This window comes from Streptomyces sp. B15 (assembly GCF_018070605.1).
Taxonomy (GTDB): Bacteria; Actinomycetota; Actinomycetes; order Streptomycetales; family Streptomycetaceae; genus Streptomyces; species Streptomyces smyrnaeus.
On sequence record NZ_JAGPXJ010000056.1, the window covers coordinates 1 to 26,358 of the forward strand.

The 26,358-nt window shown below is 70.9% G+C and carries 23 protein-coding genes and 1 pseudogene; 17 read left to right on the plus strand and 7 right to left on the minus strand.

Annotation, left to right across the window (positions count from 1 at the left end; genetic code table 11):
- Positions 1-48 precede the first annotated feature (48 nt).
- On the minus strand, positions 49-1,023 hold the full coding sequence (locus KBY19_RS23255) for a carbohydrate kinase family protein (RefSeq protein WP_099880038.1): 975 nt from the start codon (positions 1,021-1,023) through the stop codon (positions 49-51).
- A gap of 162 nt (positions 1,024-1,185) precedes the next feature.
- Here KBY19_RS23255 and KBY19_RS23260 point away from each other — a divergent pair, with 162 nt between their 5' ends.
- The gene (locus tag KBY19_RS23260) at positions 1,186-1,398 is read left to right on the plus strand and encodes a hypothetical protein (protein WP_099886439.1); all 213 of its coding nucleotides are present in this window, start codon (positions 1,186-1,188) and stop codon (positions 1,396-1,398) included.
- A gap of 140 nt (positions 1,399-1,538) precedes the next feature.
- Positions 1,539-2,930, plus strand: a complete 1,392-nt coding sequence (locus KBY19_RS23265; RefSeq protein ID WP_210966626.1) for a hypothetical protein — start codon at positions 1,539-1,541, stop codon at positions 2,928-2,930.
- Between the two features lie 105 nt (positions 2,931-3,035).
- On the opposite strand, the gene erpA is transcribed toward KBY19_RS23265, so the two are convergent.
- Positions 3,036-3,389: an iron-sulfur cluster insertion protein ErpA gene (gene erpA / locus KBY19_RS23270; protein ID WP_099880034.1), complete on the minus strand. Its 354-nt coding sequence runs from the start codon at positions 3,387-3,389 to the stop codon at positions 3,036-3,038.
- Between the two features lie 248 nt (positions 3,390-3,637).
- On the opposite strand from erpA, the gene nadA reads away from it, so the two are divergent.
- Complete coding sequence (gene nadA, locus KBY19_RS23275) at positions 3,638-4,816, plus strand: quinolinate synthase NadA (protein ID WP_099880032.1); 1,179 nt, start codon at positions 3,638-3,640, stop codon at positions 4,814-4,816.
- Positions 4,817-4,865: 49 nt separating this feature from the next.
- On the plus strand, positions 4,866-5,756 hold the full coding sequence (locus KBY19_RS23280; RefSeq protein ID WP_210966627.1) for a GNAT family N-acetyltransferase: 891 nt from the start codon (positions 4,866-4,868) through the stop codon (positions 5,754-5,756).
- 13 nt (positions 5,757-5,769) lie between these two features.
- Here the strand turns inward: KBY19_RS23280 and KBY19_RS23285 are convergent, their stop codons facing one another.
- On the minus strand, positions 5,770-7,161 hold the full coding sequence (locus tag KBY19_RS23285; RefSeq protein WP_099880028.1) for a cysteine desulfurase/sulfurtransferase TusA family protein: 1,392 nt from the start codon (positions 7,159-7,161) through the stop codon (positions 5,770-5,772).
- A 302-nt stretch (positions 7,162-7,463) separates the two neighbouring features.
- On the opposite strand from KBY19_RS23285, the gene coxB reads away from it, so the two are divergent.
- The 4 genes from coxB to KBY19_RS23305 all read left to right on the plus strand — a co-directional run bounded on the left by coxB (position 7,464) and on the right by KBY19_RS23305 (position 11,994).
- Complete coding sequence (gene coxB, locus KBY19_RS23290; RefSeq protein WP_099880026.1) at positions 7,464-8,438, plus strand: cytochrome c oxidase subunit II; 975 nt, start codon at positions 7,464-7,466, stop codon at positions 8,436-8,438.
- On the plus strand, positions 8,435-10,168 hold the full coding sequence (gene ctaD / locus KBY19_RS23295; RefSeq protein WP_099880024.1) for a cytochrome c oxidase subunit I: 1,734 nt from the start codon (positions 8,435-8,437) through the stop codon (positions 10,166-10,168). Before coxB ends, ctaD begins: the two co-directional genes overlap by 4 nt.
- A complete protein-coding gene (locus KBY19_RS23300; RefSeq protein WP_099880022.1) occupies positions 10,165-10,563 on the plus strand; it encodes a cytochrome c oxidase subunit 4 in 399 nt (132 codons plus the stop codon). The genes ctaD and KBY19_RS23300 overlap by 4 nt, the downstream gene beginning before the upstream one ends.
- 132 nt (positions 10,564-10,695) lie before the next feature.
- Positions 10,696-11,994 carry an Ig-like domain-containing protein gene (locus KBY19_RS23305; protein ID WP_185016671.1) on the plus strand — a complete coding sequence of 433 codons (1,299 nt, stop codon included), beginning with the start codon at positions 10,696-10,698 and terminating at the stop codon, positions 11,992-11,994.
- A gap of 108 nt (positions 11,995-12,102) precedes the next feature.
- Here KBY19_RS23305 and KBY19_RS23310 read toward each other — a convergent pair whose 3' ends face one another.
- Positions 12,103-12,516: a hypothetical protein gene (locus tag KBY19_RS23310; protein ID WP_099880020.1), complete on the minus strand. Its 414-nt coding sequence runs from the start codon at positions 12,514-12,516 to the stop codon at positions 12,103-12,105.
- Between the two features lie 243 nt (positions 12,517-12,759).
- Between KBY19_RS23310 and KBY19_RS23315 the strand changes: the two genes are divergently transcribed.
- The 5 genes from KBY19_RS23315 to trpD all read left to right on the plus strand — a co-directional run bounded on the left by KBY19_RS23315 (position 12,760) and on the right by trpD (position 18,275).
- Positions 12,760-13,377 carry a heme-copper oxidase subunit III gene (locus tag KBY19_RS23315; RefSeq protein ID WP_099880018.1) on the plus strand — a complete coding sequence of 206 codons (618 nt, stop codon included), beginning with the start codon at positions 12,760-12,762 and terminating at the stop codon, positions 13,375-13,377.
- 102 nt (positions 13,378-13,479) lie between these two features.
- Positions 13,480-14,292 (plus strand): c-type cytochrome, encoded by an 813-nt coding sequence (locus KBY19_RS23320; protein ID WP_099880016.1) that lies wholly within the window; start codon positions 13,480-13,482, stop codon positions 14,290-14,292.
- A complete protein-coding gene (locus KBY19_RS23325; protein WP_099880014.1) occupies positions 14,289-15,356 on the plus strand; it encodes a ubiquinol-cytochrome c reductase iron-sulfur subunit in 1,068 nt (355 codons plus the stop codon). The genes KBY19_RS23320 and KBY19_RS23325 overlap by 4 nt, the downstream gene beginning before the upstream one ends.
- Positions 15,353-17,005 carry a ubiquinol-cytochrome c reductase cytochrome b subunit gene (locus KBY19_RS23330; protein WP_099880012.1) on the plus strand — a complete coding sequence of 551 codons (1,653 nt, stop codon included), beginning with the start codon at positions 15,353-15,355 and terminating at the stop codon, positions 17,003-17,005. Before KBY19_RS23325 ends, KBY19_RS23330 begins: the two co-directional genes overlap by 4 nt.
- A gap of 202 nt (positions 17,006-17,207) precedes the next feature.
- A complete protein-coding gene (gene trpD, locus KBY19_RS23335; RefSeq protein ID WP_099880010.1) occupies positions 17,208-18,275 on the plus strand; it encodes an anthranilate phosphoribosyltransferase in 1,068 nt (355 codons plus the stop codon).
- Between the two features lie 166 nt (positions 18,276-18,441).
- Here trpD and KBY19_RS23340 read toward each other — a convergent pair whose 3' ends face one another.
- The 3 genes and pseudogenes from KBY19_RS23340 to KBY19_RS23350 all read right to left on the minus strand — a co-directional run bounded on the left by KBY19_RS23340 (position 18,442) and on the right by KBY19_RS23350 (position 20,127).
- Entirely contained in the window at positions 18,442-18,924 is a 483-nt protein-coding gene (locus tag KBY19_RS23340; RefSeq protein WP_210957629.1) for a VOC family protein, read from the minus strand.
- A gap of 137 nt (positions 18,925-19,061) precedes the next feature.
- A pseudogene (locus tag KBY19_RS37320) lies at positions 19,062-19,631 on the minus strand (DMT family transporter); the annotation flags it as partial.
- 247 nt (positions 19,632-19,878) lie between these two features.
- A complete protein-coding gene (locus KBY19_RS23350) occupies positions 19,879-20,127 on the minus strand; it encodes a hypothetical protein (protein ID WP_099880003.1) in 249 nt (82 codons plus the stop codon).
- Positions 20,128-20,200: 73 nt separating this feature from the next.
- Between KBY19_RS23350 and KBY19_RS23355 the strand changes: the two genes are divergently transcribed.
- The 4 genes from KBY19_RS23355 to KBY19_RS23370 all read left to right on the plus strand — a co-directional run bounded on the left by KBY19_RS23355 (position 20,201) and on the right by KBY19_RS23370 (position 26,357).
- Positions 20,201-21,121: a LysR family transcriptional regulator gene (locus KBY19_RS23355; protein ID WP_185016669.1), complete on the plus strand. Its 921-nt coding sequence runs from the start codon at positions 20,201-20,203 to the stop codon at positions 21,119-21,121.
- A 91-nt stretch (positions 21,122-21,212) separates the two neighbouring features.
- Positions 21,213-22,649: a NarK/NasA family nitrate transporter gene (locus KBY19_RS23360; RefSeq protein WP_210966628.1), complete on the plus strand. Its 1,437-nt coding sequence runs from the start codon at positions 21,213-21,215 to the stop codon at positions 22,647-22,649.
- A gap of 94 nt (positions 22,650-22,743) precedes the next feature.
- Complete coding sequence (locus KBY19_RS23365) at positions 22,744-24,843, plus strand: molybdopterin oxidoreductase family protein (RefSeq protein WP_099886437.1); 2,100 nt, start codon at positions 22,744-22,746, stop codon at positions 24,841-24,843.
- Positions 24,840-26,357 (plus strand): FAD-dependent oxidoreductase, encoded by a 1,518-nt coding sequence (locus tag KBY19_RS23370; RefSeq protein ID WP_307843595.1) that lies wholly within the window; start codon positions 24,840-24,842, stop codon positions 26,355-26,357. The genes KBY19_RS23365 and KBY19_RS23370 overlap by 4 nt, the downstream gene beginning before the upstream one ends.
- Position 26,358 lies beyond the last annotated feature (1 nt).

Consider the following 26,358-nt stretch of genomic DNA (forward strand, 5'->3'; position numbering starts at 1 on the left):
CCCAACACCAGGGAGGGGGCCCAGGAGTGGGCCCCCATCCACTGGCCCTCAGGAGAGGTGAGCCTGCACTTCGGTGGCGGCATCATGGCCGTAGGCCTTGGTGAAGCGCTCCATGAAGTGCACGCGCTTCAACTCGTACTCCTGCGTACCCACCGTCTCCACGACGAGAGTCGCCAGCATGCACCCGACCTGCGCGGCCCGCTCCAGGCTGACGCCCCAGGCGAGTCCGGAGAGGAACCCGGCGCGGAAGGCGTCGCCGACCCCCGTGGGGTCGGCCTTCTGCTTCTCCTCGGCGACGCCGACCACGATCGGCTCCTGGCCCGCCCGGTCGATGCGGGCGCCCTTCTTGCCGAGCGTGGTGACGCGGGTACCGACCCGCTGGAGCACTTCCTCGTCGCTCCAGCCGGTCTTGGTCTCGATCAGTTCCTTCTCGTACTCGTTCGAGAAGAGATAGGTGGCGCCGTCGGTGAGGTTGCGGATGCCCTCGCCGTCCATACGCGCGATCTGCTGCGAGTAGTCGGCGGCGAAGGGGATGCCGCGGGTGCGGCACTCCTCGGTGTGGCGCATCATGCCCTCGGGGTCGTCGGCCCCGATGAGCACCAGGTCGAGTCGGCCGACGCGGTCGGCGACGTGCTGGAGTTCGATGTTCCGGGCCTCGCTCATGGCGCCGGTGTAGAACGAGCCGATCTGGTTGTTGTCCGCGTCCGTGGTGCAGACGAACCGTGCGGTGTGCGCGACTTCGGAGATGTGCACGGACTCCGTGTCCACGCCGTGGCGTTCGAGCCAGGCGCGGTATTCCTCGAAGTCCTCTCCCGCCGCGCCGACGAGGACCGGCCGGACGCCGAGTTGGCCCATGCCGAAGGCGATGTTGGCGCCGACGCCGCCTCGGCGGATGTCGAGGCGGTCGACGAGGAAGGAGAGCGAGACCGTGTGCAACTGGTCGGCGACCAGTTGGTCGGAGAAGCGCCCCGGGAAGGTCATCAGGTGGTCGTTTGCGATGGAGCCGCAGACTGCGATACGCACGACGAATTCTGCTCCTGAGAGACATCGGGTACCCCCGTACGCCCAGCGCACGAGGGGAAGGCGCTCGCCACGCTACCCGCTGGGTCCCCGGAGTCGAACAGGACACAACTACCTCATAGTAGGGTCTTCCGGGCAGCTCATCCGATGCGTAGCGTGATCCTCATGTGGAAAACAGCGCCTTTCCCGGCCGGATACGCCGAGCATGAGTCGATGGAACAACTGCTCGGCGACTGCGCACGGATGGTTCCGCACTGGGCCGCCGCGTGCTCGGTGCCCCAGGAGCGGCGCCCTGTCGCGTTCTCGTCGTTGCGCGGCGTCCGTGTGCCGGTGCGCTCCGCGCGGCTGCTGGAAGGGATGTCCGAGTACGGCGACTGACCGGGCCCGGCCGCGTCGCGGAGCCCCGGTCGGGAACCGTCCGCTTCCGGGGGCCGTCCCACTCACGTCCCCCGCATGAGGGAGGGCGGAAGCCCCCCTCGGGCAGGGGCCTCGTGGACGCGGAGCCAAAGGAGTTTTCGGTGAGTACAGACCAGTCCTCCGAGACCGAGGGCCGGCCGGCGCCCCGGAGCAGGCGGCGGCAGCTCTCCGTCGTCGCTGTGGCCGCCGCGGTTCTGGTGGCCGGCGGGGGCGGCGCGTACTGGGCGTCCTCCGCCTTCGACGGTGATGCGGGCGGGTCGGGCCGGGGCGCCGGCTCGGACAACGCGGCGGGCGGCGCGCGCGCCGACGGCCCTCCGAAGCTGGCGCTGGACGGCACCGCCACCTCGGCACGGGACAGCGGTGAGGGCATCGCCCCCGGTGAGCCGATGGGCCCGCGGGGCTATCGCGCCGAGGGTGAACTGCCGGACGGCCCCGAGTCCGCGGCCGTCCGCAAGCCCGGGCACGACGTGAGCCGGGGGCAGGTGGCGAAGCTCGCCGAGGCGCTGAAGGTCAAGGGCGGCGTCAAGGCCGAGGAGGGCCGCTGGCAGGCGGGTGGCGGCCAGGGCAAGGGTCCCCGGCTGACCGCGGAGCGTGGGGCCGCCGGCGGCGCGTGGACGTACCAGAACGGCGACACCGTTCCGCTGGACGCCGAGCCTGATCCCGCACCGGGCGGAAAGCCCCTCTCCGCCGCCGAGGCGAAGGACGCGGTACGCCCGGCGCTGCGCGCTCTCGGTCTCAAGGACGCCGAGCTGGACGCCGGATCGGCGGTCGGCGGCACCCGTACGGTCACCGCCTCGCCCAAGGTCGCCGGCATGCCGACGCACGGCTGGGACAGCACCTTCGTGGTGGACGACAAGGGGTCCGTCACCCGGGCGCAGGGCAGCTGGAACCAGACCCGCAAGGGCGCGGTCTACCCGGTGCAGAGCGCCACGGCGACGCTGGACCAGTTGAACAAGGCGAGCCAGTCGCGGGGCGGTCACGCGGGCGAGGGCGAGCAGGGGAAGGAGCCGACGAAGATCGGCGACGCGGTCTTCGGACTCTCGCTGGAGCGCTCGCAGGGCAAGCCGCTGCTCGTCCCGGCGTGGATCTACGAGGTGAAGCGGCCCGGTGGCGGTGATATGGAGGTCACCCATCCGGCGGTGAAGCCGGAGCATCTCAAGCCCTCGAAGACCTCCGGTCACCCCGGGAAGCCGGGCAGCGGCGATCTTGGCTCGGGCGGTGCGAAGGCCGTACAGGCTGCCGAGTCCTACCGGGTGGCGGGCCGCACCCTGAAGCTGACCTTCTGGGGCGGGGTGTGTCACACCTACAAGGCCACCGCCGAGGAGTCCGGCTCCGAGGTGAAGGTCAAGATCGAGGCCGAGAAGAAGAAGGACGGCAAGAACGTCTGCGTCAAGATCGCCAAGCGGCAGACGGTCGAGGTGGAGCTCGACAAGAAGCTGGGCGACCGCAAGGTGCTGGACGCGCGGGACGGCAAGCAGCTGCCCCGCAAGTGACCGGCGCCGCTCCCGGGAACGACAAGGGCGGCGGACTCCTGGTGGGGGGAGTCCGCCGCCCTTGTCACGGCTTGGAGCGGTCGGCAGCGGCTGACCGCGGGTGGCTCAGTTGAAGGAGTCGCCGCAGGCGCAGGAGCCGGTGGCGTTCGGGTTGTCGATCGTGAAGCCCTGCTTCTCGATGGTGTCGACGAAGTCGATGGAGGCGCCGCCGAGGTAGGGGGCGCTCATCCGGTCGGTGACGACCTTGACGCCGTCGAACTCCTTGACCACGTCGCCGTCGAGCGAGCGCTCGTCGAAGAAGAGCTGGTACCGCAGGCCGGAGCAGCCACCCGGCTGGACGGCGACGCGCAGCGCCAGGTCTTCGCGGCCTTCCTGCTCAAGCAGGCTCTTGACCTTCGCCGCGGCGGCGTCGGACAGGATGATGCCCTCGCTTACAGCGGTCTCGTCCGAAACGGACATCTGCTTCTCTCCCGGGTTGTACGGACTGCTCTCTTACCGTCGGCTCAACCGACGGCATCCCGGATTCATTCCAGGAGTGGTCACTTCATGCTCGCACACAGCCGGAGCGACTGGGAATGCGTCACATCGACGCGATGGCCATCGTCAAAGTGACGTGAAGCGGTTATGATAGATAACGTCACTTAGACGAGAATCCGACGCGGAGCCGTACCCGAGCGTCGAACCGAGCCACAGAAAGGGCTGGTCCTGTGAGTGCCGCCCAGCCGCTGGACGTACAGCCGACCCCGCTCGCACTGCTGCTGCTCGGCCGCGAGGCCGACCCCAAGAGCGAGCGCGGAGTCGAGTGCCCCGGCGACCTTCCCGCCCCCTCCGACCCGGACCTGGTGGCCCGTGCGCGCGCCGCGAAGGAGAAGCTCGGCGACCGCGTCTTCGTGCTCGGCCACCACTACCAGCGCGACGAGGTCATCGAGTTCGCCGATGTGACCGGTGACTCCTTCAAGCTGGCCCGGGACGCCGCGGCCCGCCCCGAGGCCGAGTACATCGTCTTCTGCGGCGTGCACTTCATGGCCGAGTCCGCCGACATCCTCACCTCCCAGGCCCAGCAGGTCGTCCTCCCCGACCTGGCGGCCGGCTGCTCGATGGCGGACATGGCCAGCGCCGAACAGGTGGCCGAGTGCTGGGACGTCCTGGCCGAGGCCGGGGTCGCCGACACCACGGTCCCGGTCTCCTACATGAACTCCTCCGCCGACATCAAGGCGTTCACCGGCCGGCACGGCGGCACCATATGCACCTCCTCCAACGCCGAACGGGCCCTGGAGTGGGCCTTCGGTGAAGGGGAGAAGGTGCTCTTCCTCCCCGACCAGCACCTCGGCCGCAACACCGCCGTGCGGGAGATGGGCATGACGCTGGACGACTGCGTCGTCTACAACCCGCACAAGCCGAACGGCGGTCTGACCGCGCAGCAGCTGCGTGACGCCAAGATGATCCTGTGGCGCGGCCACTGCTCGGTGCACGGCCGCTTCTCGCTGGAGTCGGTGCGCGAGGTGCGCGAGCGCATCCCGGGCGTCAATGTGCTGGTGCACCCCGAGTGCAAGCACGAGGTCGTCGCCGCGGCGGACCAGGTCGGCTCCACGGAGTACATCATCAAGGCCCTGGAAGCCGCTCCCGCCGGCTCCAAGTGGGCCGTGGGCACCGAGCTCAACCTCGTACGGCGGCTGGCCAACCGCTTCGCCGCCGAGGACAAGGAGATCGTCTTCCTCGACCGCACCGTCTGCTTCTGCTCGACGATGAACCGCATCGACCTGCCGCACCTGGTGTGGGCCCTGGAGTCGCTGGCCGACGGCAACGTCGTCAACCGGATCGAGGTCGACGCGGAGACGGAGAAGTACGCCAAGCTGGCGCTGGAGCGCATGCTGGCCCTCCCGTAGCCCAGCAACCCCGTTGAGGCGGCCCCTGGCAGCGCCGTACGGTGCGCGGATGCTGCTGCGACCTGTCAGGGACACCCAGGACGACGCGGAGACCGTACGGAAGCTGGCCGAGGCGGCGTTCGGGGCCTCGCACGCCCTCAAGGGCGACACTCCGCCGAACCCGCCCTCGGCGGCACGTGCGGCGCGCAGCCGGGAGAAGGTCCTGCACATCGCCCGGCACGACCCGGCGGGCAGCTGGCTCGCCGAGGACCGGACCGGCCAGGCCATCGGCGTGGCCCAGTCCCACATCCGCGAGGGCACCTGGGGCCTCGCGCTGCTGGCCGTCCTGCCCGGGGCCCAGGGCAAGGGGGTCGGAAGCGCACTGCTGCAGCGCACGCTGGAGTACGGACGCGGCTGCCTGCGCGGCATCATCTGCTGCTCCCGGCACCCCGCCGCCGCCCGGGTGTACCGGCAGGCCGGATTCGCACTGCACCCCACCATCCGGATGAGCGGCGTCGTCGACCGGGCGGGGCTGGGGGAGGTCGAGGGCGCCGCGGTCGAGGGCGGCCCGCGCGACCGGGACCTGCTCGACTCCGTCGACCGGCGGCTGCGGGGCGGCGCCCACGGGCCCGACCACGACTTCCTGCTGCGGCACCACCGGCTGGTCGTCGCGGACGACCTGGCCGGCAGCGGCTACTGCTACATCGGCGACGACTCCGACGGCGCCAAGGTCGCCCTGTTGGGCGCCACCTCGCGACGGCTCGCCACCCGGGTGCTGAGCGCGGCGCTGCTCGGAGTGGGGGAGGGGGTCGCGGTGGAGGTGCACGACATCACCGCCGAGCAGCAGTGGGCCGTGGACGTCGGACTCCGGGCCGGGCTGGAGCTGCGCGCCGAGGGCTTCGTCTGCTTCCGCGGCCTGCGCCCCCCGACCCCTTACATCCCCTCGGGAGCCTTTTTGTGAACGCCCCGCCCGGTCACGCCCCGCGACGGGGTGCCGTGCGCCGCACCCGGTACTCGACGCCCTCCACCCCTTCGAAGGCGTGCCCCGTCATCTCGCACCAGGCGGGGATGTCGAGCCGGGCGGCCTCGTCGTCGGCGAGCACCCGGACGACACCCCCGGCAGGCACGTCCTCGATCACCTTGGCCAGCTCGATCACGGGCAGCGGGCACAGCTTGCCCCGCGCGTCGACGGTGACCTCCGCCTCCGCCGCGCCGCGGTCGGCGGGCTCGGCCCGGGCGCCGATGCCCAGATGTGCCCGTACGCCCTCGACGGCCCCGGGCAGCGCCTCCAGGAACCGGTCCACCTCGCTCTCGGCCGTCCCCGGGGGCAGCGACACCCGCACGTTGCCCTCGGACAGCACGCCCATGGCCCGCAGCACATGGCTCGGGGTCAGCGTGCTGGAGGTGCACGACGAGCCGCTGGAGACCGAGTAGCCGGCGGTGTCCAGCGCGTGCAGCAGGGCCTCGCCGTCCACGTACAGACAGGAGAAGGTCACCAGGTGCGGGAGCCGCCGAACGGGGTCGCCGACGACCTCGGTGTCCGGCACCAGCTCCGGCACCCGGGCCCTGATCCGGTCGACGAGGGCCCGCAGCCGGGCGGCCTCCGCGTCGGCCTCGGCCCGTACGGCCCGCAGCGCGGCGGCGGCGGCGACCACGGCGGGGATGTTCTCGAAGCCGGGCGCGGCTCCCCGCTCCCGTTCGTCCACCGGCCCGGTCGGAGCGAAGCGCACCCCCTTGCGGACGGCGAGCAGCCCCACCCCGGCCGGGCCGCCCCACTTGTGGGCGCTCCCGGTCAGCAGCGACCACGGCCCCTCCACGGGCCCCCAGGGCAGCGACTGCGCCGCGTCCACCAGCAGCGGCACGCCCGCCTCGGCGCAGGCCTCGGCGGCCTCCGCGACCGGCTGGACCGTACCGACCTCGTGGTTGGCGGACTGCAGACAGGCCAGCGCGCAGTCCTCGCCGAGCGCCTGATTCCACTCCTGTGCCTCCACCCGTCCCGTGCGGTCGACGCCGACCTCCCGCACCAGGCCGCCGGAGCGCTCGTGGGCCTCGGCGGTGTGCAGCACAGCGGAGTGTTCGACGGCCGAGACGACCAGCCGCCGTCCGGCACGGCGGCGCGCCGCCAGCACCCCCCTGATCCCGGTGTGCAGCGCCTGGGTACCCGAAGAGGTGAACCGCAGTTCGTCCGGGCGGCATCCGACGGCCTCGGCCGCGGTCTCGCGCGCCGCGTCCAGCAGCATCCGCGCGCGTCGGCCCTCCCGGTGCGGGCGGGCGGGATCGGCCCAGCCCTCGTCCACCGACGCCAGCAGCGCCTGCCGGGCGACGGGGTGGAGCGGGAGCGAGGAGGCGGCATCGAAATAGGACACACTTGTACGCTACCGCCGCACCCGCACCGCGCGAACCGGGCGCCAAGACCGCCCCGGAGCGGGCCGGGAGCCGACCGGGAACCGGCCTGCACAGCGTCAGTTCGGGCGTGCCGGGGAGGCATTCCACCCCATCAGGGTGGCGCGCGGCGCGTTACGCCCCCTCCCCGCGCGACCCCAAATGGCGTCGGCTAGGGTTTGGTCCGCATAAACATCCAAACCCCTGCCCGCGCCTGGGCCGGCGCCCGACCACGTAAGAGGGCCGCGCCCGACCGACGCGGGCGAGACTCTCGGGAAGGCGCTACGTGAGTCCCAACGGCTCCGACCGCTCGTCGCGGCGCCCGATGCGGCGGAAGCTGCAGCAGGCGCTGGCCGCGGGCCTGGTCCTGGCGACCGCGACCGGTTGCACATCAAAGGACTTCCCCCGCCTCGGCATGCCCACCCCGGTCACGGACGAGGCGCCGCGGATCCTCTCCCTGTGGCAGGGCTCCTGGGCGGCCGCGCTCGCCGTAGGCGTGCTGGTGTGGGGTCTGATCCTGTGGAGCGTCATCTTCCACCGGCGCTCCCGGTCCAAGGTCGAGATCCCCCCGCAGACCCGGTACAACATGCCCATCGAGGGCCTGTACACCGTGGTTCCGATCATCATCATCTCGGTGTTGTTCTACTTCACGGCCCGGGACGAGACAAAGCTTCTGGCGACGTCCAACAAGCCCACGCACGTCATCAACGTCGTTGGTTACCAGTGGAGCTGGGGCTTCAACTACGTCGAGGACGTGGACGGCGATCCCAACACGGACGTCAACACGCGCAAGGCGCTGGACAAGGAGCTGAGCGCCATCCCGGACCGGATGGCCAAGGGCTTCCCCAAGGGTGCCGAGGGCGTCCACACGGTCGGTACCCCGGCCGACAAGAACCCGCAGAACGGCAACCCGGGTCCGACCCTGTGGCTGCCCAAGGGGGAGAAGGTCCAGTTCATCCTGACCTCCCGCGACGTCATCCACTCCTTCTGGGTCCTGCCGTTCCTGATGAAGCAGGACGTCATCCCGGGCCATGTCAACCGCTTCGAGGTGACTCCCAACAAGGAGGGCACCTTCAGGGGCAAGTGTGCCGAGCTGTGCGGCGTCGACCACTCCCGGATGCTCTTCAACGTGAAGGTCGTCTCCCCGGAGCGCTACCAAAAGCACCTGGAGGATCTGGCGAAGAAGGGCCAGACCGGCTACATCCCGGCGGGTACCGCCACCACGGGCGGCGCCAAGAATGCGGAGACGAATAACCCGTGAGCATCCTCAACGAACCCCAGGGTGCCGCCGCCGCAACGGCTGAGGCGACAACAACCCCTGGACGCCGTAAGCGGCCCGGCCAGGTCGTTGTCGACTGGATGACGACGACGGACCACAAGAAGATCGGCAGCCTGTACCTGATCACGTCGTTCGTCTTCTTCTGCATCGGCGGCGTCATGGCGCTCTTCATGCGCGCCGAGCTCGCCCGCCCGGGTATGCAGATCATGTCGAACGAGCAGTTCAACCAGGCGTTCACCATGCATGGCACGGTCATGCTGCTGATGTTCGCCACCCCGCTGTTCGCCGGCTTCGCGAACTGGATCATGCCGCTGCAGATCGGTTCACCGGATGTGGCCTTCCCGCGGCTGAACATGTTCGCCTACTGGCTCTACCTCTTCGGTTCGCTGATCGCGGTGGGTGGCTTCCTCACCCCGCAGGGCGCGGCCGACTTCGGGTGGTTCGCCTACTCGCCGCTGTCGGACGCGGTCCGCTCCCCGAGCGTCGGTGCCGACATGTGGATCATGGGTCTGGCCCTCTCCGGCTTCGGCACGATCCTCGGCTCGGTCAACTTCATCACCACGATCATCTGCATGCGCGCCCCCGGTATGACGATGTTCCGCATGCCGATCTTCACCTGGAACGTGCTGCTCACCGGTGTGCTGGTGCTGCTGGCCTTCCCGGTGCTGGCCGCCGCGCTGTTCGCCCTGGAGGCCGACCGGAAGTTCGGGGCGCACATCTTCGACTCGGCCAACGGAGGGGCGCTGCTGTGGCAACACCTCTTCTGGTTCTTCGGCCATCCCGAGGTGTACATCATCGCGCTGCCGTTCTTCGGCATCGTCTCGGAGGTCATCCCGGTCTTCAGCCGTAAGCCGATGTTCGGCTACATCGGTCTGATCGGCGCGACCATCGCCATCGCCGGTCTGTCGGTGACGGTCTGGGCGCACCACATGTACGTCACGGGCGGCGTGCTGTTGCCGTTCTTCTCGTTCATGACGTTCCTGATCGCCGTACCGACAGGTGTGAAGTTCTTCAACTGGATCGGCACGATGTGGAAGGGGTCATTGTCCTTCGAGACACCGATGCTGTGGACCATCGGCTTCCTGATCACCTTCACCTTCGGTGGTCTGACCGGTGTCATCCTGGCCTCGCCGCCGATGGACTTCCACGTCTCCGACTCGTACTTCGTCGTCGCGCACTTCCACTACGTCGTCTTCGGCACCGTGGTCTTCGCGATGTTCGCCGGCTTCCACTTCTGGTGGCCGAAGTTCACCGGCAAGATGCTCGACGAGCGGCTCGGCAAGATCACCTTCTGGACGCTGTTCATCGGCTTCCACGGCACCTTCCTGGTGCAGCACTGGCTGGGCGCCGAGGGCATGCCGCGCCGGTACGCCGACTACCTGCACGCCGACGGCTTCACCGCGCTGAACACCATCTCCACCATCAGCTCGTTCCTGCTGGGCATGTCGCTGCTGCCGTTCTTCTACAACGTGTGGAAGACGCACAAGTACGGCGAGAAGATCGAGGTCGACGACCCGTGGGGCTACGGCCGTTCGCTCGAATGGGCGACAAGCTGCCCGCCCCCGCGGCACAACTTCCTCACCCTGCCCCGTATCCGCTCCGAATCCCCGGCCTTCGACCTGCACCACCCGGAGATCTCCGCGCTCGATGAGCTGGAGAACGTGGACAGGGAAGAGAAGGCGCTCGCCGGCAGCAAGGAGGCCGGGAAGTGAAGATCCAGGGCAAGATGTTCCTGTGGCTGTCGGTCTTCCTGCTGGCGGTCGCCATCACCTACGGACTCTGGTCGAAGGAGCCGGTGGGTACCACGGGCCTCTTCCTGGCCTTCGGTCTGTCCATCATGATCGGCTACTACCTGGCGTTCACCGCGCGCCGGGTCGACACCGGAGCTCAGGACAACCGGGAGGCCGATGTCGCGGACGACGCCGGTGAGCTGGGCTTCTTCAGCCCGTACAGCTGGCAGCCGCTCGTGCTGGGCCTCGGTGGCGCCTTCGCCTTCGGGGGCGTGGCCCTCGGCTGGTGGCTGGTGTACGTCTCGGCACCGCTGCTGCTGATCGGCCTGTTCGGCTGGGTGTTCGAGTACTACCACGGTGAGAACCGCACCCAGTAGCCACCGCGGCACCGGACGAGCAGGACCGGACAACCGAAAAACGCAAGGATCGGCCCCCCGACACTCCGGGGGGCCGACCCGTTTGTACGCACCCAGCGCGCCCGAATTGACGATTCTTCATATTTTGGGCGCATGAGTCACATCCCACGCACCGCGATAGCGCAGGGGGTCCTCACCCCCCGAACCCTGTCCCGTAAGCACAAGCGCCGGATGGTCAAGAGCTGCGCCCTGCTGCTGGCGCCCCTCTCCGTGGGGCTCGCCGCCTGCGGCAGCGGCAGCACCGGTGACAGCTCGCTCGCCTCCGCCCCCTACGACGCCACCGACGTGGTCGCCGTCAACGCCGACGCCGACAGCAAGGACGTCGACCCCGAGAAGCCGCTGGAGATCACCGCCCAGCACGGCGACACCCTCACCGACGTCCTCGCCACCGACACGAAGGGCCGCGCGCTGCCCGGCGAGATGTCCGCCGACGGCAAGCGCTGGCACAGCACCGGATCGCTGGCCGCCGGAGCGCGCTACACCCTCCGGGTCAGCACGGAGAACGACGAGGGCGCTCCAGGGCGCCGCACGATGCATTTCGAGACCAAGCCCGCCTCCAAGCACCTGAAGGTCAAGCTGGGCCCGGACAACGGCACCTACGGCGTCGGACAGCCCCTCACGGCGGAGCTGAGCCGGCCCATCAAGGGCCACAAGCAGCGCGAGCTGGTCGAGCGGGCACTGAAGGTGAAGTCCAGGCCCCATGTGGAGGGGGCCTGGCACTGGGTGAACAGCAAGGAGCTGCACTACCGGCCCCGCTCCTACTGGCCCGCCCACGCCTCCATCACCCTCCGTTCCTCGCTCCAGGGCCTGAAGGTGCGCGACGGGCTGTACGGCGGCAAGGCCGAACCCGTTCGGATGAAGACCGGCGACCGAATAGAAGCGATCACGGACGCCTCCTCACTGGTGATGACCGTCAAGAAGAACGGCAAGACCGTCCGCTCCATACCCGTCACCACGGGCAAGGCGGGCTACGAGACCCGCAACGGCATCAAGGTGATCCTCACCAAGGAGCCCTTCGTGCGGATGACGAGCGCCAGCATCGGCGCCTCGGACTTCTACGACCTGCCGGTCTACTGGGCCACCCGGCTCACCAACAGCGGCGAGTACGTGCACGGCGCCCCCTGGTCGGTCAGCTCCCAGGGCGTCTCCAACACCAGTCACGGCTGCACCGGCATGAGCAGCGCCAACGCCAAGTGGTTCTTCAAGAACGTCCGCCAGGGCGACATCGTCCAGCACGTCAACACAGCGGGCGAGAAGATGGCCCCCTTCGGCAACGGCTTCGGGGACTGGAACCTGGAGTGGAAGAAGTGGCGCGCCGGCAGCGCCGTCCACAAGGACGAGCCGGTCGGCAGCGGCCCCGCGGACATCGCGCGGCTCCGCCCCCAGGTGTGACCCGTCCCCGGTGTGACGAGAACGGCGTGACAACGACGACGCGCCCGGCTGTCCCCCGTTCGGAGGACAGCCGGGCGCGACACTGCCTGCTCGGCCCCGACCCGGTGCTCAGGTGGTGGCGAGGCTCTTCTCGGCGGTGCGGTCCCGCAGCAGCCCGGCCAGCGCGTCGGCCAGCGCCACCGGGTCCACCGGGTGCGAGACGGTCGCCTCGGCCCGGCTCCAGGTCGCCAGCCAGGCGTCCTGCGGCCTGCCGATCAGCAGCAGCACCGGCGGGCAGTCGAAGATCTCGTCCTTGATCTGCCGGCACACGCCCATGCCACCGGCCGGGGCGCTCTCCCCGTCCAGCACACACGCGTCCACGTGCAGTTCCTCCAGCGTGGCGAGCACGGCCGGCAGGGTCGCGCACTCCACGTACCGGACCTCGGGCACGTCGGTGGCGGGTCGGCGCCCCCCGGCGAGCCGCACCTGCTCGCGGGTGGTGGCGTTGTCGCTGTAGACCAGCACCGTGGCGGTCGGCTGCATCGTTCCTCCGCGTCCGTATCGGGCGAACCGTGACGCACCGGGCGGCTCGTAGCCATGTTTCCACGGTGGCGCCGCTCGGATGCTACTCCCTCCGACGCACCGTCAACAGCGGTCAGCACGCACCGGTACGGGCCCGTAACGGGGGCACGTGCGTGCCGTCTTCGCTGGACACGGGGCGGGCGTCGGGTACGGACACACCGAACGGGACCCCCCGAAGTGAGGCCGGGATAAGCGACCGACATAATGTCGGTCGTGGCGACAGCAACAGCAGTAGAAACCGGGCACGCGCACCCATCGGTCAACCGGCCGAACCTCACCAGCGTCGGAACCATCATCTGGCTGAGTTCCGAGCTGATGTTCTTCGCGGCCCTCTTCGCGATGTACTTCACCCTGAGGTCGGTGACCGGTGCCGAGTACTGGAAGGAGCATGCGTCTGAGCTGAACCTTCCCTTCGCGGCGACGAACACCACGATCCTGGTGCTCTCCTCGCTCACCTGTCAGCTCGGCGTCTTCGCTGCCGAGCGCGGTGACGTGAAGAAGCTCCGCGCGTGGTTCATCGTCACCTTCATCATGGGTGCGATCTTTATCGGCGGCCAGGTCTTCGAGTACACGGAGCTGGTCAAGGAGGGCACCTCACTCTCCTCGAGTCCGTACGGATCGGTGTTCTACCTGACCACCGGTTTCCACGGGATGCACGTGACAGGCGGTCTCATCGCCTTCCTGTTCGTCCTGGGGCGCACCTATGCGGCCAGGCGGTTCACTCACCACCAGGCCACCGCCGCCATCGTCGTGTCCTACTACTGGCACTTCGTCGATGTCGTCTGGATCGGCCTCTTCGCCACGATCTACCTGATCCGGTAACCGGACGTACGCGGCACCGCCGCGCGCCGTACCGCACAGGCGGACTACGGAACAGACGGACAGACACGCATCGACGAGAAGATCCTGACACCGGGGTAATCCGTGAAAAAGCTCTCCGCACGACGGCGCCATCCGCTGGCGGCGCTTGTCGTTCTACTCTTCGCGCTGGCGGCCACCGGGGGGCTGTACACCGCGTTCGCTCCCGCGGGTGAGGCCAAGGCCGAGCAGGAGTCGAGTAAGTCCCTCGCCATCGAGGAGGGCAAGAAGCTCTACGCCACCGGGTGCTCCAGCTGCCACGGAACCGGCGGCCAGGGGACCAGCGACGGTCCCAGCCTGGTCGGTGTCGGGGCCGCGGCGGTGGACTTCCAGGTCGGCACCGGCCGGATGCCGGCGCAGCAGCCCGGCGCCCAGGTGCCCAAGAAGAAGAGGATCTACGACCAGGACGAGATCAACCAGCTCGCCGCGTACGTCGCCTCGCTCGGCTCCGGCCCGAGCACACCCACCAAGGACATGTACGACCCGAGCGGTGCGGACGTGGCCAGGGGTGGGGAACTCTTCCGCACCAACTGTGCGCAGTGCCACAACTTCACCGGTGAGGGCGGCGCCCTCACACACGGCAAGTACGCGCCCGACCTCAGCGGTGTCTCCGAAAAGCACATCTACGAGGCCATGCAGACCGGCCCCCAGAACATGCCGTCCTTCACCGACGGTGCGCTTCCCGAGAAGGACAAGCGGGACATCGTCGCGTACGTGAAGGAGGTCAACGGCGAGAAGTCGGAGAGCCCGGGCGGGTTCAAGCTCGGTGGCTTCGGCCCCGTCGCCGAGGGCATGTTCGCCTGGATCTTCGGCCTCGGCGCGCTGATCGCTGTCGCCGTCTGGGTCGCCGCTCGGACTGCAAAGGCCAAGAAGTCATGAGTAGCCAGACTGGACCAGACGAGAACGTGTCAGACGAGAACCTGCCTGCCGCGCAGGAAGAAGCCCACGGGGCTCAGGTGGCCAAGTCCGATCCCTTCGCGGATCCGGGACTGCCGCCGCACGAGCACCGCATCCAGGACATCGACGAGCGGGCGGCCAAGCGCTCCGAGCGCACCGTCGCCTTCCTCTTCACGCTGTCCATGCTGGCCACGGTGGGCTTCATCGCCTCCTTCGTGGCCTTCCCGATCGACGAGATCGTCTATGTCTGGCCTCTCGGGCGCGTCAGCGCGCTGAACCTGGCGCTCGGCCTCACCCTCGGTGTCGCCCTCTTCTGCATCGGCGCCGGTGCCGTCCACTGGGCGCGCACCCTGATGTCCGACGAGGAGATGGTCGACGAGCGGCACCCCATCGCCGCTCCTCCGGAGGTCCGCGAGAAGGTCATCTCCGACTTCAAGCAGGGCGCCAAGGAGTCGGCCCTCGGCCGCCGGAAGCTCATCCGCAACACGATGTTCGGTGCCGTGGCCCTGGTGCCGCTCTCCGGTGTCGTCCTGCTGCGCGACCTGGGCCCGATGCCGAAGGACAAGCTGCGGCACACCGCCTGGGCCAAGGGCAAGCTGCTCGTCAACGAGAACACCAACGAGCCGCTGCGCCCCGAGGACATCGCCGTCGGGTCGCTCACCTTCGCCAAGCCCGAGGGCCTGGAGGAGGACAGCCACGAGTTCCAGACGGAGATCGCCAAGGCGGCCCTGATGATCGTCCGGCTGGAGCCGAGCGACATCAAGGACAAGCGCGAGCTGGACTGGTCGCACGAGGGCATCGTCGCCTTCTCCAAGATCTGCACGCACGTCGGCTGCCCCGTCAGCCTCTACGAGCAGCAGACCCACCACGTCCTGTGCCCGTGCCACCAGTCGACGTTCGACCTCGCCGACGGTGCGCGCGTGCTCTTCGGACCCGCCGGCCATCCGCTGCCGCAGCTCAACATCAGCGTCAACAAGGACGGCTACCTCGAAGCGCAGGGCGACTTCGCGGAGCCCGTCGGTCCGGCCTTCTGGGAGCGCGGATGAGTACTGGAACCGATACCCCGGGCAGCGCGGCTGCCGAGGGCAAGAAGAAGGCACCCGCGGGCGAGCGGGTCGCCGACTGGGCCGACGGACGGCTGGGCCTCTACAGCCTGGCCAAGGCCAACATGCGCAAGATCTTCCCGGACCACTGGTCCTTCATGCTGGGTGAGGTCGCGCTCTACAGCTTCATCATCATCATCCTGACCGGCGTCTATCTGACGCTGTTCTTCCACCCGTCGATGGCCGAGGTGGAGTACCACGGCTCCTACACGCCGATGCACGGTGTGCGGATGTCGGAGGCGTTCGCCTCGACGCTGGACATCAGCTTCGACGTACGCGGTGGTCTGCTCGTGCGGCAGATCCACCACTGGGCGGCGCTGATCTTCCTCGCGGCGATGTTCGTGCACATGATGCGCGTCTTCTTCACGGGGGCGTTCCGCAAGCCGCGCGAGGTCAACTGGGTCTTCGGGTTCCTGCTCTTCGTGCTGGGCATGTTCACCGGCTTCACCGGCTACTCGCTCCCGGACGACCTGCTCTCCGGTACCGGTGTCCGGTTCATGGAGGGCGCGATCCTGTCCGTGCCGATCGTGGGCACCTATCTGTCGATGTTCCTGTTCGGCGGGGAGTTCCCCGGCGACGACTTCGTGGCCAGGTTCTACTCGATCCACATCCTGCTGCTGCCGGGCATCATGCTCGGGCTGCTGGTGGCACATCTGATCCTGGTCTTCTACCACAAGCACACCCAGTTCGCCGGTCCCGGCCGCAAGAACACCAATGTGGTCGGTATGCCGCTGCTGCCGGTCTACATGGCCAAGGCCGGAGGCTTCTTCTTCCTGGTCTTCGGTGTGATCTCGGCCATCGCGGCGCTGTTCACCATCAACCCGATCTGGGTGCTCGGGCCCTACCGGCCGGACCAGGTGTCGACCAACGCCCAGCCCGACTGGTACATGGGCTTCTCCGAGGGCCTGATCCGGGTGATGCCTGGCTGGGAGATCAACCTGTGGGGTCATACGCTGGCGCTCGGCGTGGCCATCCCGCTCGTGATCGTCTTCCCGCTGGTGCTCGTCGTCATCGCCATGTATCCCTTCATCGAGGCATGGGTGACCGGGGACAAGCGCGAGCACCACATCGCGGACCGGCCGCGCAACGCGCCGACGCGTACCGGGTTCGGTGCGGCGTGGATCACCTGGTACTTCGTGCTCCTCGTCGGTGGCGGCAACGACCTGTGGGCGACGCACTTCCACTTGTCGATCAACGCGATCACCTGGTTCGTGCGCATCGCGTTCTTCGTCCTGCCCGTCCTGGTCTTCTGGGTCACCAGGCGCATCTGTCTGGGGCTGCAGCGCAAGGACAGGGAGAAGGTGCTGCACGGCCGGGAGACCGGCACCATCAAGCGGCTGCCGCACGGTGAGTTCGTCGAGATCCACGAGCCGCTGTCGCAGGAGCACCTGCACACGCTCACCGCGCACGACCAGTACCAGCCGGTGGAGATCGGTCCGCTGGCGGACGAGAACGGCGTCGAGCGGAAGGTCTCCCGCGGGCAGAAGCTGCGGGCCAGGCTCTCCAAGGGCTACTTCGGGGAGTCGGGACAGATCCCCAAGCCCACCCGCGAGGAGTACCAGGAGATCGAGAGCGGACACGGGCACCACTGACGCCCACGTCAGCGACCGGTTCGCACAGCTGGATCCGCCACATCGGGAGGGGTCCACGGGCACTGCCCCGTGGGCCCCTCCCGGCTGTGTGCCCGGCGACGGAGGGCGCCTGTTCACGGGCCGAACAGTGGCTCGGCCCGGTCGGCGGACTCGGTAGGGTGGCCGCACCAACGCGTCGGTCTATTGCCAGGAAGTGGTCACCATGAGCGCTGCTACCCCCGCCGGAGGCGACACCATGGCGGCGCGTACCTGGCCCGACGTACTGAGCACGCTGCTGGCCGGGGAGGACCTGAGCGCGGACGCCACCGCCTGGGCGATGGACCGGATCATGCGGGGCGAGGCCAGCGATGTGCAGATCGCCGGCTTCGCCGTGGCGCTGCGGGCCAAGGGCGAGACCGTCGAGGAGATCTCCGGCCTGGTGCAGGCGATGTACGAGCACGCCCGGACCATCGAGGTTCCCGGCCCGGCCGTCGACATCGTCGGTACGGGCGGCGACCGGGCGAAGACCGTCAACATCTCCACCATGTCGGCGATCGTGGTGGCCGGTACCGGCGTCAAGGTCGTCAAGCACGGCAACCGCGCGGCGAGCAGCGCCAGCGGCGCCTCGGACGTCCTGGAGAAGCTGGGCGTCAACCTGGAGCTGTCGCCCGGACGGGTCGCCGAGATGGCGGAGGAGGCGGGCATCACCTTCTGCTTCGCGGTCAAGTTCCACCCGGCGCTGCGGCATGTGGGCGTCGCCCGCAAGGAGTTGGGCGTTCCCACCCCCTTCAACTTCCTCGGCCCGCTCACCAACCCGGCCCGGGTCGCCGCGCAGGCGACGGGAGTGGCCGACGCCAGGATGGCGCCGATCATCGCGGGGGTGCTGGCGGCGCGGGGCTCCTCGGCGCTGGTCTTCCGCGGGGACGACGGGCTGGACGAACTGACGACGACGGCGACGTCCACCGTGTGGGTCGTGCGGGACGGCGCCGTACGGGAGGAGAGCTTCGACCCGCGCGACGTGGGTATCGAGCTGGTGCCCGTCGAGGCGCTGCGCGGCGCGGACGCCGCCTACAACGCCGATGTGGCGCGGCGGCTGCTGGAGGGGGAGCACGGCCCCGTGCGGGACGCCGTGCTGCTCAACTCCGCCGCCGCGCTGGCGGCGCTCTCGCCGAGCTCCGTCCCGCTGCACGAGCAGATCGCGGCGGGCATGGAGCGGGCCGCCGAGTCCATCGACTCGGGCGCGGCCCGGGCCGCCCTCGAACGCTGGGTGGCGGCGAGCAACCGTCCGTGACGGCTCGCCCGCTTGTGCCCAGCCGTCCCCCGGGCCGGGAGACCTCCCGGCCGCGGGCCGGGGGAGGGCGCGCACAAGCGGGCCGCACGCGCGAAACGGCCGTACCCCGCACCGCGGGGCGGGCGCGCGCGGCACGGGGCCGCGGCAAGGGGCGGGGCCGAAGCCCTCACACCTTGGCGGCGGCCTCCAGGCCGGCGATGTCGAGCTTGTGCATGCCGAGCATCGCCTGGACGACGGCGTCCGCCTGCTTCGGCGCCGTCTCGTCGAGCAGCTCGAACAGCCGGCGCGGCACGATCTGCCAGGACACCCCGTACTTGTCCTTGAGCCAGCCGCACGGCCCTTCCTCGCCGCCGTCGGCCGACAGCTTCGTCCAGAGGGTGTCCACCTCCTCCTGCGAGTCGCAGTCCACCTGGAGCGACATGGCCTCGGTGAAGGAGAACTCGGGACCGCCGTTGAGAGCCACGAACTGCACTCCGGCCAGCTCGAAGTCGACCGTCATCACCGATCCGGTCTCGCCGGGGGACGACTCGGTGTAGTGGGTGACGCCCCGGATACGGGAGTTGTCGAAGAGGGAGACGTAGAACTCCGCCGCCTCCCGCGCCTTCCCGTCGTACCAGAGGAACGTCTTGATCTTCTGCGGCTGCTGCATGATGGATCTCCCGGTGTGGGTGGTATGACGCTTGTCAGTACAGACCTGGCCCGACGCCGGAACTCATCGGTCCCTGCCGAGTTTTTCGCGTCCACCCCGCCGGCCCAGTGCCCGAGGACCGTTCCGGTCGAGGCGAGGGCGATGCAGCAGATGGCCAGCCACTGGAGCGTGGTGAGGTGTTCGCCGAGCAGGACGAGCCCCGCGCAGCCGGCGGCGACCGGCTCCAGGGACTGGAGCACGCCCACGACGCGGGCGGGGAGGCGGCGCAGCGCCGCCAGTTCGAGGGAGTAGGGGGCCGCGGCCGACAGGAGCGCCACGCCCAGTCCCGCCAGCAGGGTGGGGGGCTCGGCGAGCCGGGTCCCGGCCTGCGCCAGCCCGAACGGCAGCGTCAGCACGGCGGCCCAGCACACGGCGAGGGCCAGCGGGCCGCTGCCGCTCAGCGTGGTGCTGGTGCGCTTGCTCAGCAGCAGGTACGCGCCCATGGAGATCGCGGAGGCCACCGCCCAGGCCGTGCCCACCGGGGAGAGCGGCTGCCCTCCCGCCCCCGGGAGGGCGAACAGGGCCGTCCCGGCCGCCGCCAGCAGGCCCCAGGCGGCGTTGGACCAGCGGCGGGACGTCAGCAAGGCGACGGCGAGCGGGCCGGAGAGCTGGATCGTCATGGCGACACCGAACTGCAGGTGGTCCATGGCCAGATAGGAGAGGTTCATCCCGGCGATGGCCGTACCCAGGGCGAGGACGAGCAGCAGGGAGCGGCGGTCGGTGGGCAGACGGGGGCGCCAGAGCGCCAGCAGGAGGAGCGCGGCCAGACCCAGGCGCAGCGCCACCGCGCCGAGCGGGCCGCCCACGGCGTCGAACAGGCCCTTGCCGAGGGCCTGCCCGGTCTGGACGCTGACGACGGCGCCGAGGACCAGCAGCGGTGCGGGCACCGTACCCGGGGCGGGTCCGGGCGCGGGTTCAGCCGACGCGGCCACCGGGCTCCTCCGGTGGGGCCACCGTGTCCCGTGCGGTGCTGCCGGCGCCGACGACCAGCCGGTCGCCGCCCCGGTGCTGCTGGAGCCAGACGCGGAGGGTGCCGCAGGCGCAGCGCGCGTAGACGACGGTGCCCGCGGCGACGGGGTGGCGGGAAGCGATCTGATACGGGTCGTGCAGCGGCCAGCCACAGATGGCGCACCGGCCGCCGCCGACGTCACGGAGTTTGCCCATACGGACAGCGTCAGCTGTAGCGAACGTGCACGTCCATCGCATCTTTGTGCACATAATCGTTTTGAATGGCCGCATGATTGATCTGCGGCTCCTGCACACCCTGCGCGTACTGCACTCCGAGGGCACCGTGGCGGCCACGGCCCGAGCGCTGCATCTGTCCCCGTCGGCCGTCTCCCAGCAGCTGCGTCAGCTGGCCCAGCAGGTGGACGCCGAACTGCTGCGGCAGGAGGGGCGCATCCTGCGCTTCACCCCCGCCGGACGGGTACTGCTGCGCCACGCGGACGTGCTGCACACCCAGTGGGAGAGGGCCCGGGGCGAGCTGGCCGCACACGGGGGCGGCAGCGACCGCACGCTCCGGCTGGAGGGGTTCGCCACCGCCATGGCCTCCCTGCTGGTGCCGACGACACGCGAGCTGCGGGACGCTGACCCGCCCGTCCACGCCCGCATCAACGAGTCGGACACCCGGCTCAGCTACCAGCGGCTGCTGGCCGACCAGGCGGACATCGCCGTGCTCACCCCGCACCCCGACAGCCCGACCGCCGACGATCCGCGCTTCGAGCAGCGTCCGCTGATGGACGACTTCCTGGACCTGGTGGTGCCGAGCGGTCACCCGCTGGCCGGTTCGGGGCCGGTCGACCTGGCGGCTGCCGCCGAGGACGACTGGATCATGCCCCACCACGACCAGGACCGGCTGATCCAGACCCTGTGCGGGGCGGCGGGGTTCTCACCGCGCCGGGTGCACCACTCGGACGAGTGGCCCGTGGTGCTGGAGATGATCGGGCACGGGCTCGGTGTGTGCCTGGTGCCCAGGCTGGTTTCGGTCGCCGGCCTTCCGGATGTCGCCCGGGTTCCGCTGCGCGGCGGCACACCACCGGCCCGGCGGGTGCTGACCGCGGTGCGGCGCGGCAGCGCCCGGCAGCCGGCGGTCGCTGCCGGGCTCACCGCGCTGCGGGCGCGGGCCGCGGTTCTCACATCGGACTCCGCGCCGCAGTGAGCACTCCCTTTCCTGCGCGTTACGCGCGGACACGGAGGCGGTAACAGCGGGCTCCTAGCGTCGGTCTTCCTTCCAGCGGACAGGAGGCGACGTGAGCGCACGGTGGATCACCCGATGGGAGCCCGAGGACCCGGGCTTCTGGGCGGACGAGGGGCGGCGTACTGCGCGGCGGAATCTGTGGCTGTCCGTGTTCGCCGAGCACATCGGGTTCGCGGTGTGGAGCCTGTGGTCGGTGCTGGTGCTGTTCATGACGCCCGAGGCGGGCTTCACCCTCACCCCGGACCAGAAGTTCCTGCTGGTCTCGCTGGTCTCCCTGGTGGGCGCCGTACTCCGGCTGCCGTACGGATTCGCCGTCACCCGGTTCGGAGGGCGCACCTGGACGACGATGTCCGCGCTGGCGCTGCTGGTCCCGGTGGTGCTGGCGGCCGTTTTGATGCGGCGGCCGGAGACGCCCCTGTGGGCGCTGCTGCTGTGCGCGGCGGTCTCCGGACTGGGAGGGGGCAACTTCGCCTCGTCCATGGTCAACATCAACGGCTTCTTCCCCGAGCGGGAGAAGGGCTGGGCGCTCGGGCTGAACGCCGGGGGCGGCAACCTCGGGGTCGCCACGGTGCAGCTTCTCGGACTGGCGGTGCTGGCCACCGCCGGGGCCGCGCACCCGGAGCTGCTGCCGCTGCTGTTCGTCCCGGCCCTGTTGCTGGCCGCCGGACTGGCGCACCGGCGGATGGACAACCTGGCCACCAACCGTACCGACTACGGCGCCTACCGCAGCGCCGTGCGCGACCGCCACTGCTGGACCATCTCGCTGCTGTACATCGGGACGTTCGGCTCCTTCATCGGCTTCGGCTTCGCCTTCGGACTGGTGCTGCAGAACGAGTTCGGCAAGAGCCCGGCGCAGGCCGCGGCGCTCACCTTTCTGGGACCGCTGCTGGGCTCGCTCTCCCGGCCGCTGGGCGGCCGGATGGCCGACAGGTTCGGCGGGGCCCGGGTGACCGCCTGGTCGTTCCTCGCGCTGGCGGTGGGCGCCGGGGGAGTACTGGCCGCCTCGGCGGCGGGATCGTTCGCCGCGTTCGTCGCCGTCTTCGTCGTGGTGTTCGTCGTCACCGGGCTGGGCAACGGGTCGACGTACAAGATGATCCCCGCCCTCTACGCGGCGCGGGCCGAGAGCGCCGTGGAGGCGGGCGCCGACCCGGCCGAGGCCCGCAACCAGGGGCGCAGGCTCTCCGGTGCCGTCATCGCCGTCTCCGGAGCGGTGGGCGCGCTGGGCGGCGTGGCGATCAACCTCGCCTTCCGCGAGTCGTACCGGCACACGGGCGACGCGAGCGCGGCCATCGCCGGCTTCCTCGCCTTCTATCTGCTGTGCCTGGCCGTGACCTGGGCCGGGTACGTACGGCGGCCAGCTGCGGAGCGCGCCGACCGGACGGCCGGAGCGCGCCGGCCGGAACCCCGACCGCAGCCCGAGCCCGGGCCCGAGCTCGAGCCGCAGCCCCAGCCGAAGCCCGAGCCGGCCGGCACCGAGCGGAGGGCCTGACGTGACCCCGGCCGCCGACCCCCTGGACGCGACCGCCTCCGCATCCGTCTCCGCCACCGCCACCCACTGCCCGTACTGCGCCCTCCAGTGCGCCATGACCCTCACCCCGCAGGCCGCACCCGGCCCCGCGGCGGGCGGACTGACTCTCGCCCCGCGCGAGTTCCCCACCAACCGGGGCGGCCTCTGTCAGAAGGGCTGGACCTCCGCGCAGCTGCTGGACTCGCCCGAGCGCCTCACCACCCCCCTCGTCCGGGACGCCAAGGGCGCACCGCTCCGCGCGGCGGGCTGGGACGAGGCCCTGGACCTGGTGGCCCGGCGCTTCGGCGCGCTGCGTGAGGCGCGGGGCGCGGACGCCGTGGCGGTCTTCGGCAGCGGCGGGCTGACGAACGAGAAGGCGTACGCGCTCGGCAAGTTCGCCCGGATCGCGCTCGGCACCTCGCAGATCGACTACAACGGCCGGTTCTGCATGTCGTCGGCCGCGGCGGCCGGAAACAAGGCGTTCGGACTCGACCGGGGGCTGCCCTTCCCCGTCACCGACCTGGACGACTCCGAGGCCGTGGTGCTCGTCGGCGCCAACCCGGCCGAGACCATGCCACCGCTGATGGGCCACTTCGACCCCGCGCGGCTGATCGTCGTCGACCCGCGCCGCACGGCCACCGCACAGGCCGCGCTGGACGGCGGGGGCATCCATCTGCAGCCGGCGCCGGGGACGGACCTGGCACTGGCGCTGGGGCTGCTGCACGTCGCACTGGTGGAGGGCCATCTGGACACGCCGCAGCGCACCGCCTACCGGCGGGAGCGCACGGTGGGCTGGGAAGGCGTACGGCAGTGCGCCGCGCGCTGGTGGCCGGAGCGTACCGAGCGGCTGACCGGGGTGGCCGCCGCCGAACTGCGCCGCGCCGCCGCCGTCCTGGCCCGCGCCCGCCGCGCCCACATCCTCACCGGGCGCGGAGCCGAACAGCACAGCAAGGGCGTGGACACCGTCTCCGCCTGGATCGACCTGGCCCTCGCGCTCGGCCTGCCCGGCACCCCCGGTTCCGGATACGGCTGCCTGACCGGCCAGGGCAACGGGCAGGGCGGCCGCGAACACGGCCAGAAGGCCGACCAACTGCCCGGCTACCGGCACATCGAGGACGCGGCGGCCCGTGCCCACATCGCCCGGATCTGGGGCGTCCCGCCCGAGTCGCTGCCCGGCGCCGGACGCAGCGCCTGGGAGCTGCTGGACGCGCTCGGCACCCCCGAAGGACCCGCGGCGCTGCTGGTGATGGGCTCCAACCCGGCGGTCTCGGCACCGCGGGCGCGCCGCGCCGTCGAGCGGCTGCGCGCCCTGGACCTGCTGGTCGTCGCCGACTTCTTCCGCTCGGAGACCGCCGAACTCGCCGATGTCGTCCTCCCGGTGACCATGTGGGCCGAGGAGTCCGGCACCATGACCAATCTGGAGGGCCGCGTCCTGCGCCGCCGCCCCGCCCGGACCCCGCCGCCGGGCGTACGCACCGACCTGGACGTGCTGCACGGCCTCGCCCTGCGGCTGGGCCGGTCCGCGCACGAGTTCCCCGCCGACGCGGGTGCGGTCTTCGACGAACTGCGCCGCGCCTCGGCGGGCGGCACCGCCGACTACGCGGGCGCCGCCCCCGAACACCTGGACGCGGGCGAGGCCGTCTACTGGCCCGTACCCGAAGGCGCGGACGGCGAAGCGGGCACCCGCGGCACGCCGCGGCTCTTCCTCGACCGGTTCGCGCACCCCGACGGGCGCGCCCGCTTCCTGCCCGTCGAGCACCGGGAAGCGGCCGAACTGCCCGACACCGAGTACCCGCTGTACGCCACCACCGGGCGGCAGTTGCAGCACTACCAGTCCGGCGCGCAGACCCGCCGGGTGCCCGAACTGCTGGCCGCCGCACCCGAGCCGTACGTCGAGGTGCACCCCGACACGGCCCGCCGCGCCGGGCTCGACGACGGGGACACCGCCCGGATCGTCTCGCGGCGCGGGGCCACCCTCGCCCGCACCCGCTGCGTACCGAGCCTGCGCCCCGACACCGTCTTTCTGCCCTTCCACTTCCCGGGCGACGGCGCCGCCAACGCGCTGACCAACCCCGCGCTCGACCCCGTGAGCCGGATGCCGGAGTTCAAGCTGAGCGCCGTACGGCTGGAGCGCGCCGACCGGCGGGGCACCGCGAGCCGGGAGGAGGCCGCGTGAACCGGGCGCTGAACGTCGTGGTCGTCGGCAACGGCATGGTCGGCGCACGGCTGCACGAGGAGACGCTGCGGCGCGATCCGACCAGCAGGCGGGTGCGGATGACCGTACTGGGCGCCGAACCCGTCGGCGGCTACAACCGGGTACTGCTACCGGGGCTGCTGTCCGGCTCGCTGACCGAGGCCGACCTGGCACCGGAACCCTCCGGCGCGAGCCCGCTCGCCACCGGCACCACCGTCGTCGGCATCGACCGCGCGGCCCGCACCGTCGCCACCGCCGACGGGCGGCGACTCCCCTACGACAGGCTCGTGCTGGCCACCGGCGCCCGCACCGCCGTACCCCCGCTGCCCGGACTGCGGGAAGACGGCGCGGACGGCGACAGCGGCGCGCCGGCGCGGGGCGTCACCGCGCTGCGAACGCTCGCCGACGCGCGCAGGCTGCGCCGCCTCGCCGACCGGGCCCGGGCCGTCGGCGCGCGCATCGCCGTGCTCGGCGGCGGCGTCCTCGGCCTGGAGGCGGCCCGCGCGCTGGTGGCACGCGGCGTCGCCGTGACCGTCGTGCACCCCGCGCCGCATGTGATGGACCGGCAACTGGACGCGCCCGCAGGACGGGTGCTGGGCCGCGCGCTGCACCGTACCGGCGTCGAACAGCGGCTGGGCGTCGCGGCGGTGCGCTGGGAGCCGGGCAAGGGGCTGCACCTGGACGACGGCAGCGTACTGCCCGCCGCCGGGCTGCTGCTGTGCACCGGCGCACGCGCCGACACCGCCCTCGCCGAGGAGTGCGGGCTGGACGTGGGCCCGGCCGGGATCGCCGTCGACGACACCCTCACCACCTCCGACCCGGACATCCACGCCCTCGGCGACTGCGCCGACGCCGAACCCGGCCTCATACAGCCCGGCTGGGAACAGGCGGGCGTCCTGGCCGCACGGCTCACCGGCGAGGACCCGTACGCCCGCTACCTGGGCACCCCGCGGGTGACCCGGCTCAAGGCGGCCGGTATCGAACTGGCCTGCCTGGGCGACCCGTTCGTGACGGACGACGGCCTCACCGGGCACGCCCCGGCCGAAGGCGGCCCCGAGGTCCTGCGGCTGGAGGACCCGACCCGCGAGCGGTACGCCAAGCTGGTGCTGCACGGCGACCGGGTCACCGGCGCCATCCTGCTCGGGGTGCCCGACGCGGCCGCCGGACTCGTCCAGCTCTACGACAAGGGCGCCCCCGCCCCCTCCGACCGGCTCGCCCTGATGCTCGGCCGGGCACTGCCGCCCGAGGGGGGCGGCGAGACCGGCGAGGCGCTGCCCGACCACGCGATGGTGTGCCGCTGCAACAGCGTCACCAAGGGCGCCCTGCGCTCCGCCTGGTACGACGGCGCCCGATCGGCCCGCGAACTGGCCGACGCCACCCGCGCCACCACCGGCTGCGGCGGCTGCCGCGGCGCCGTCGAGAAGCTCGCCGCCTGGCTCGCCGAGACCGACCCGCTCTCCAGCCGTGACACTCCCGCCACGACCGCCCCGAGGTGAC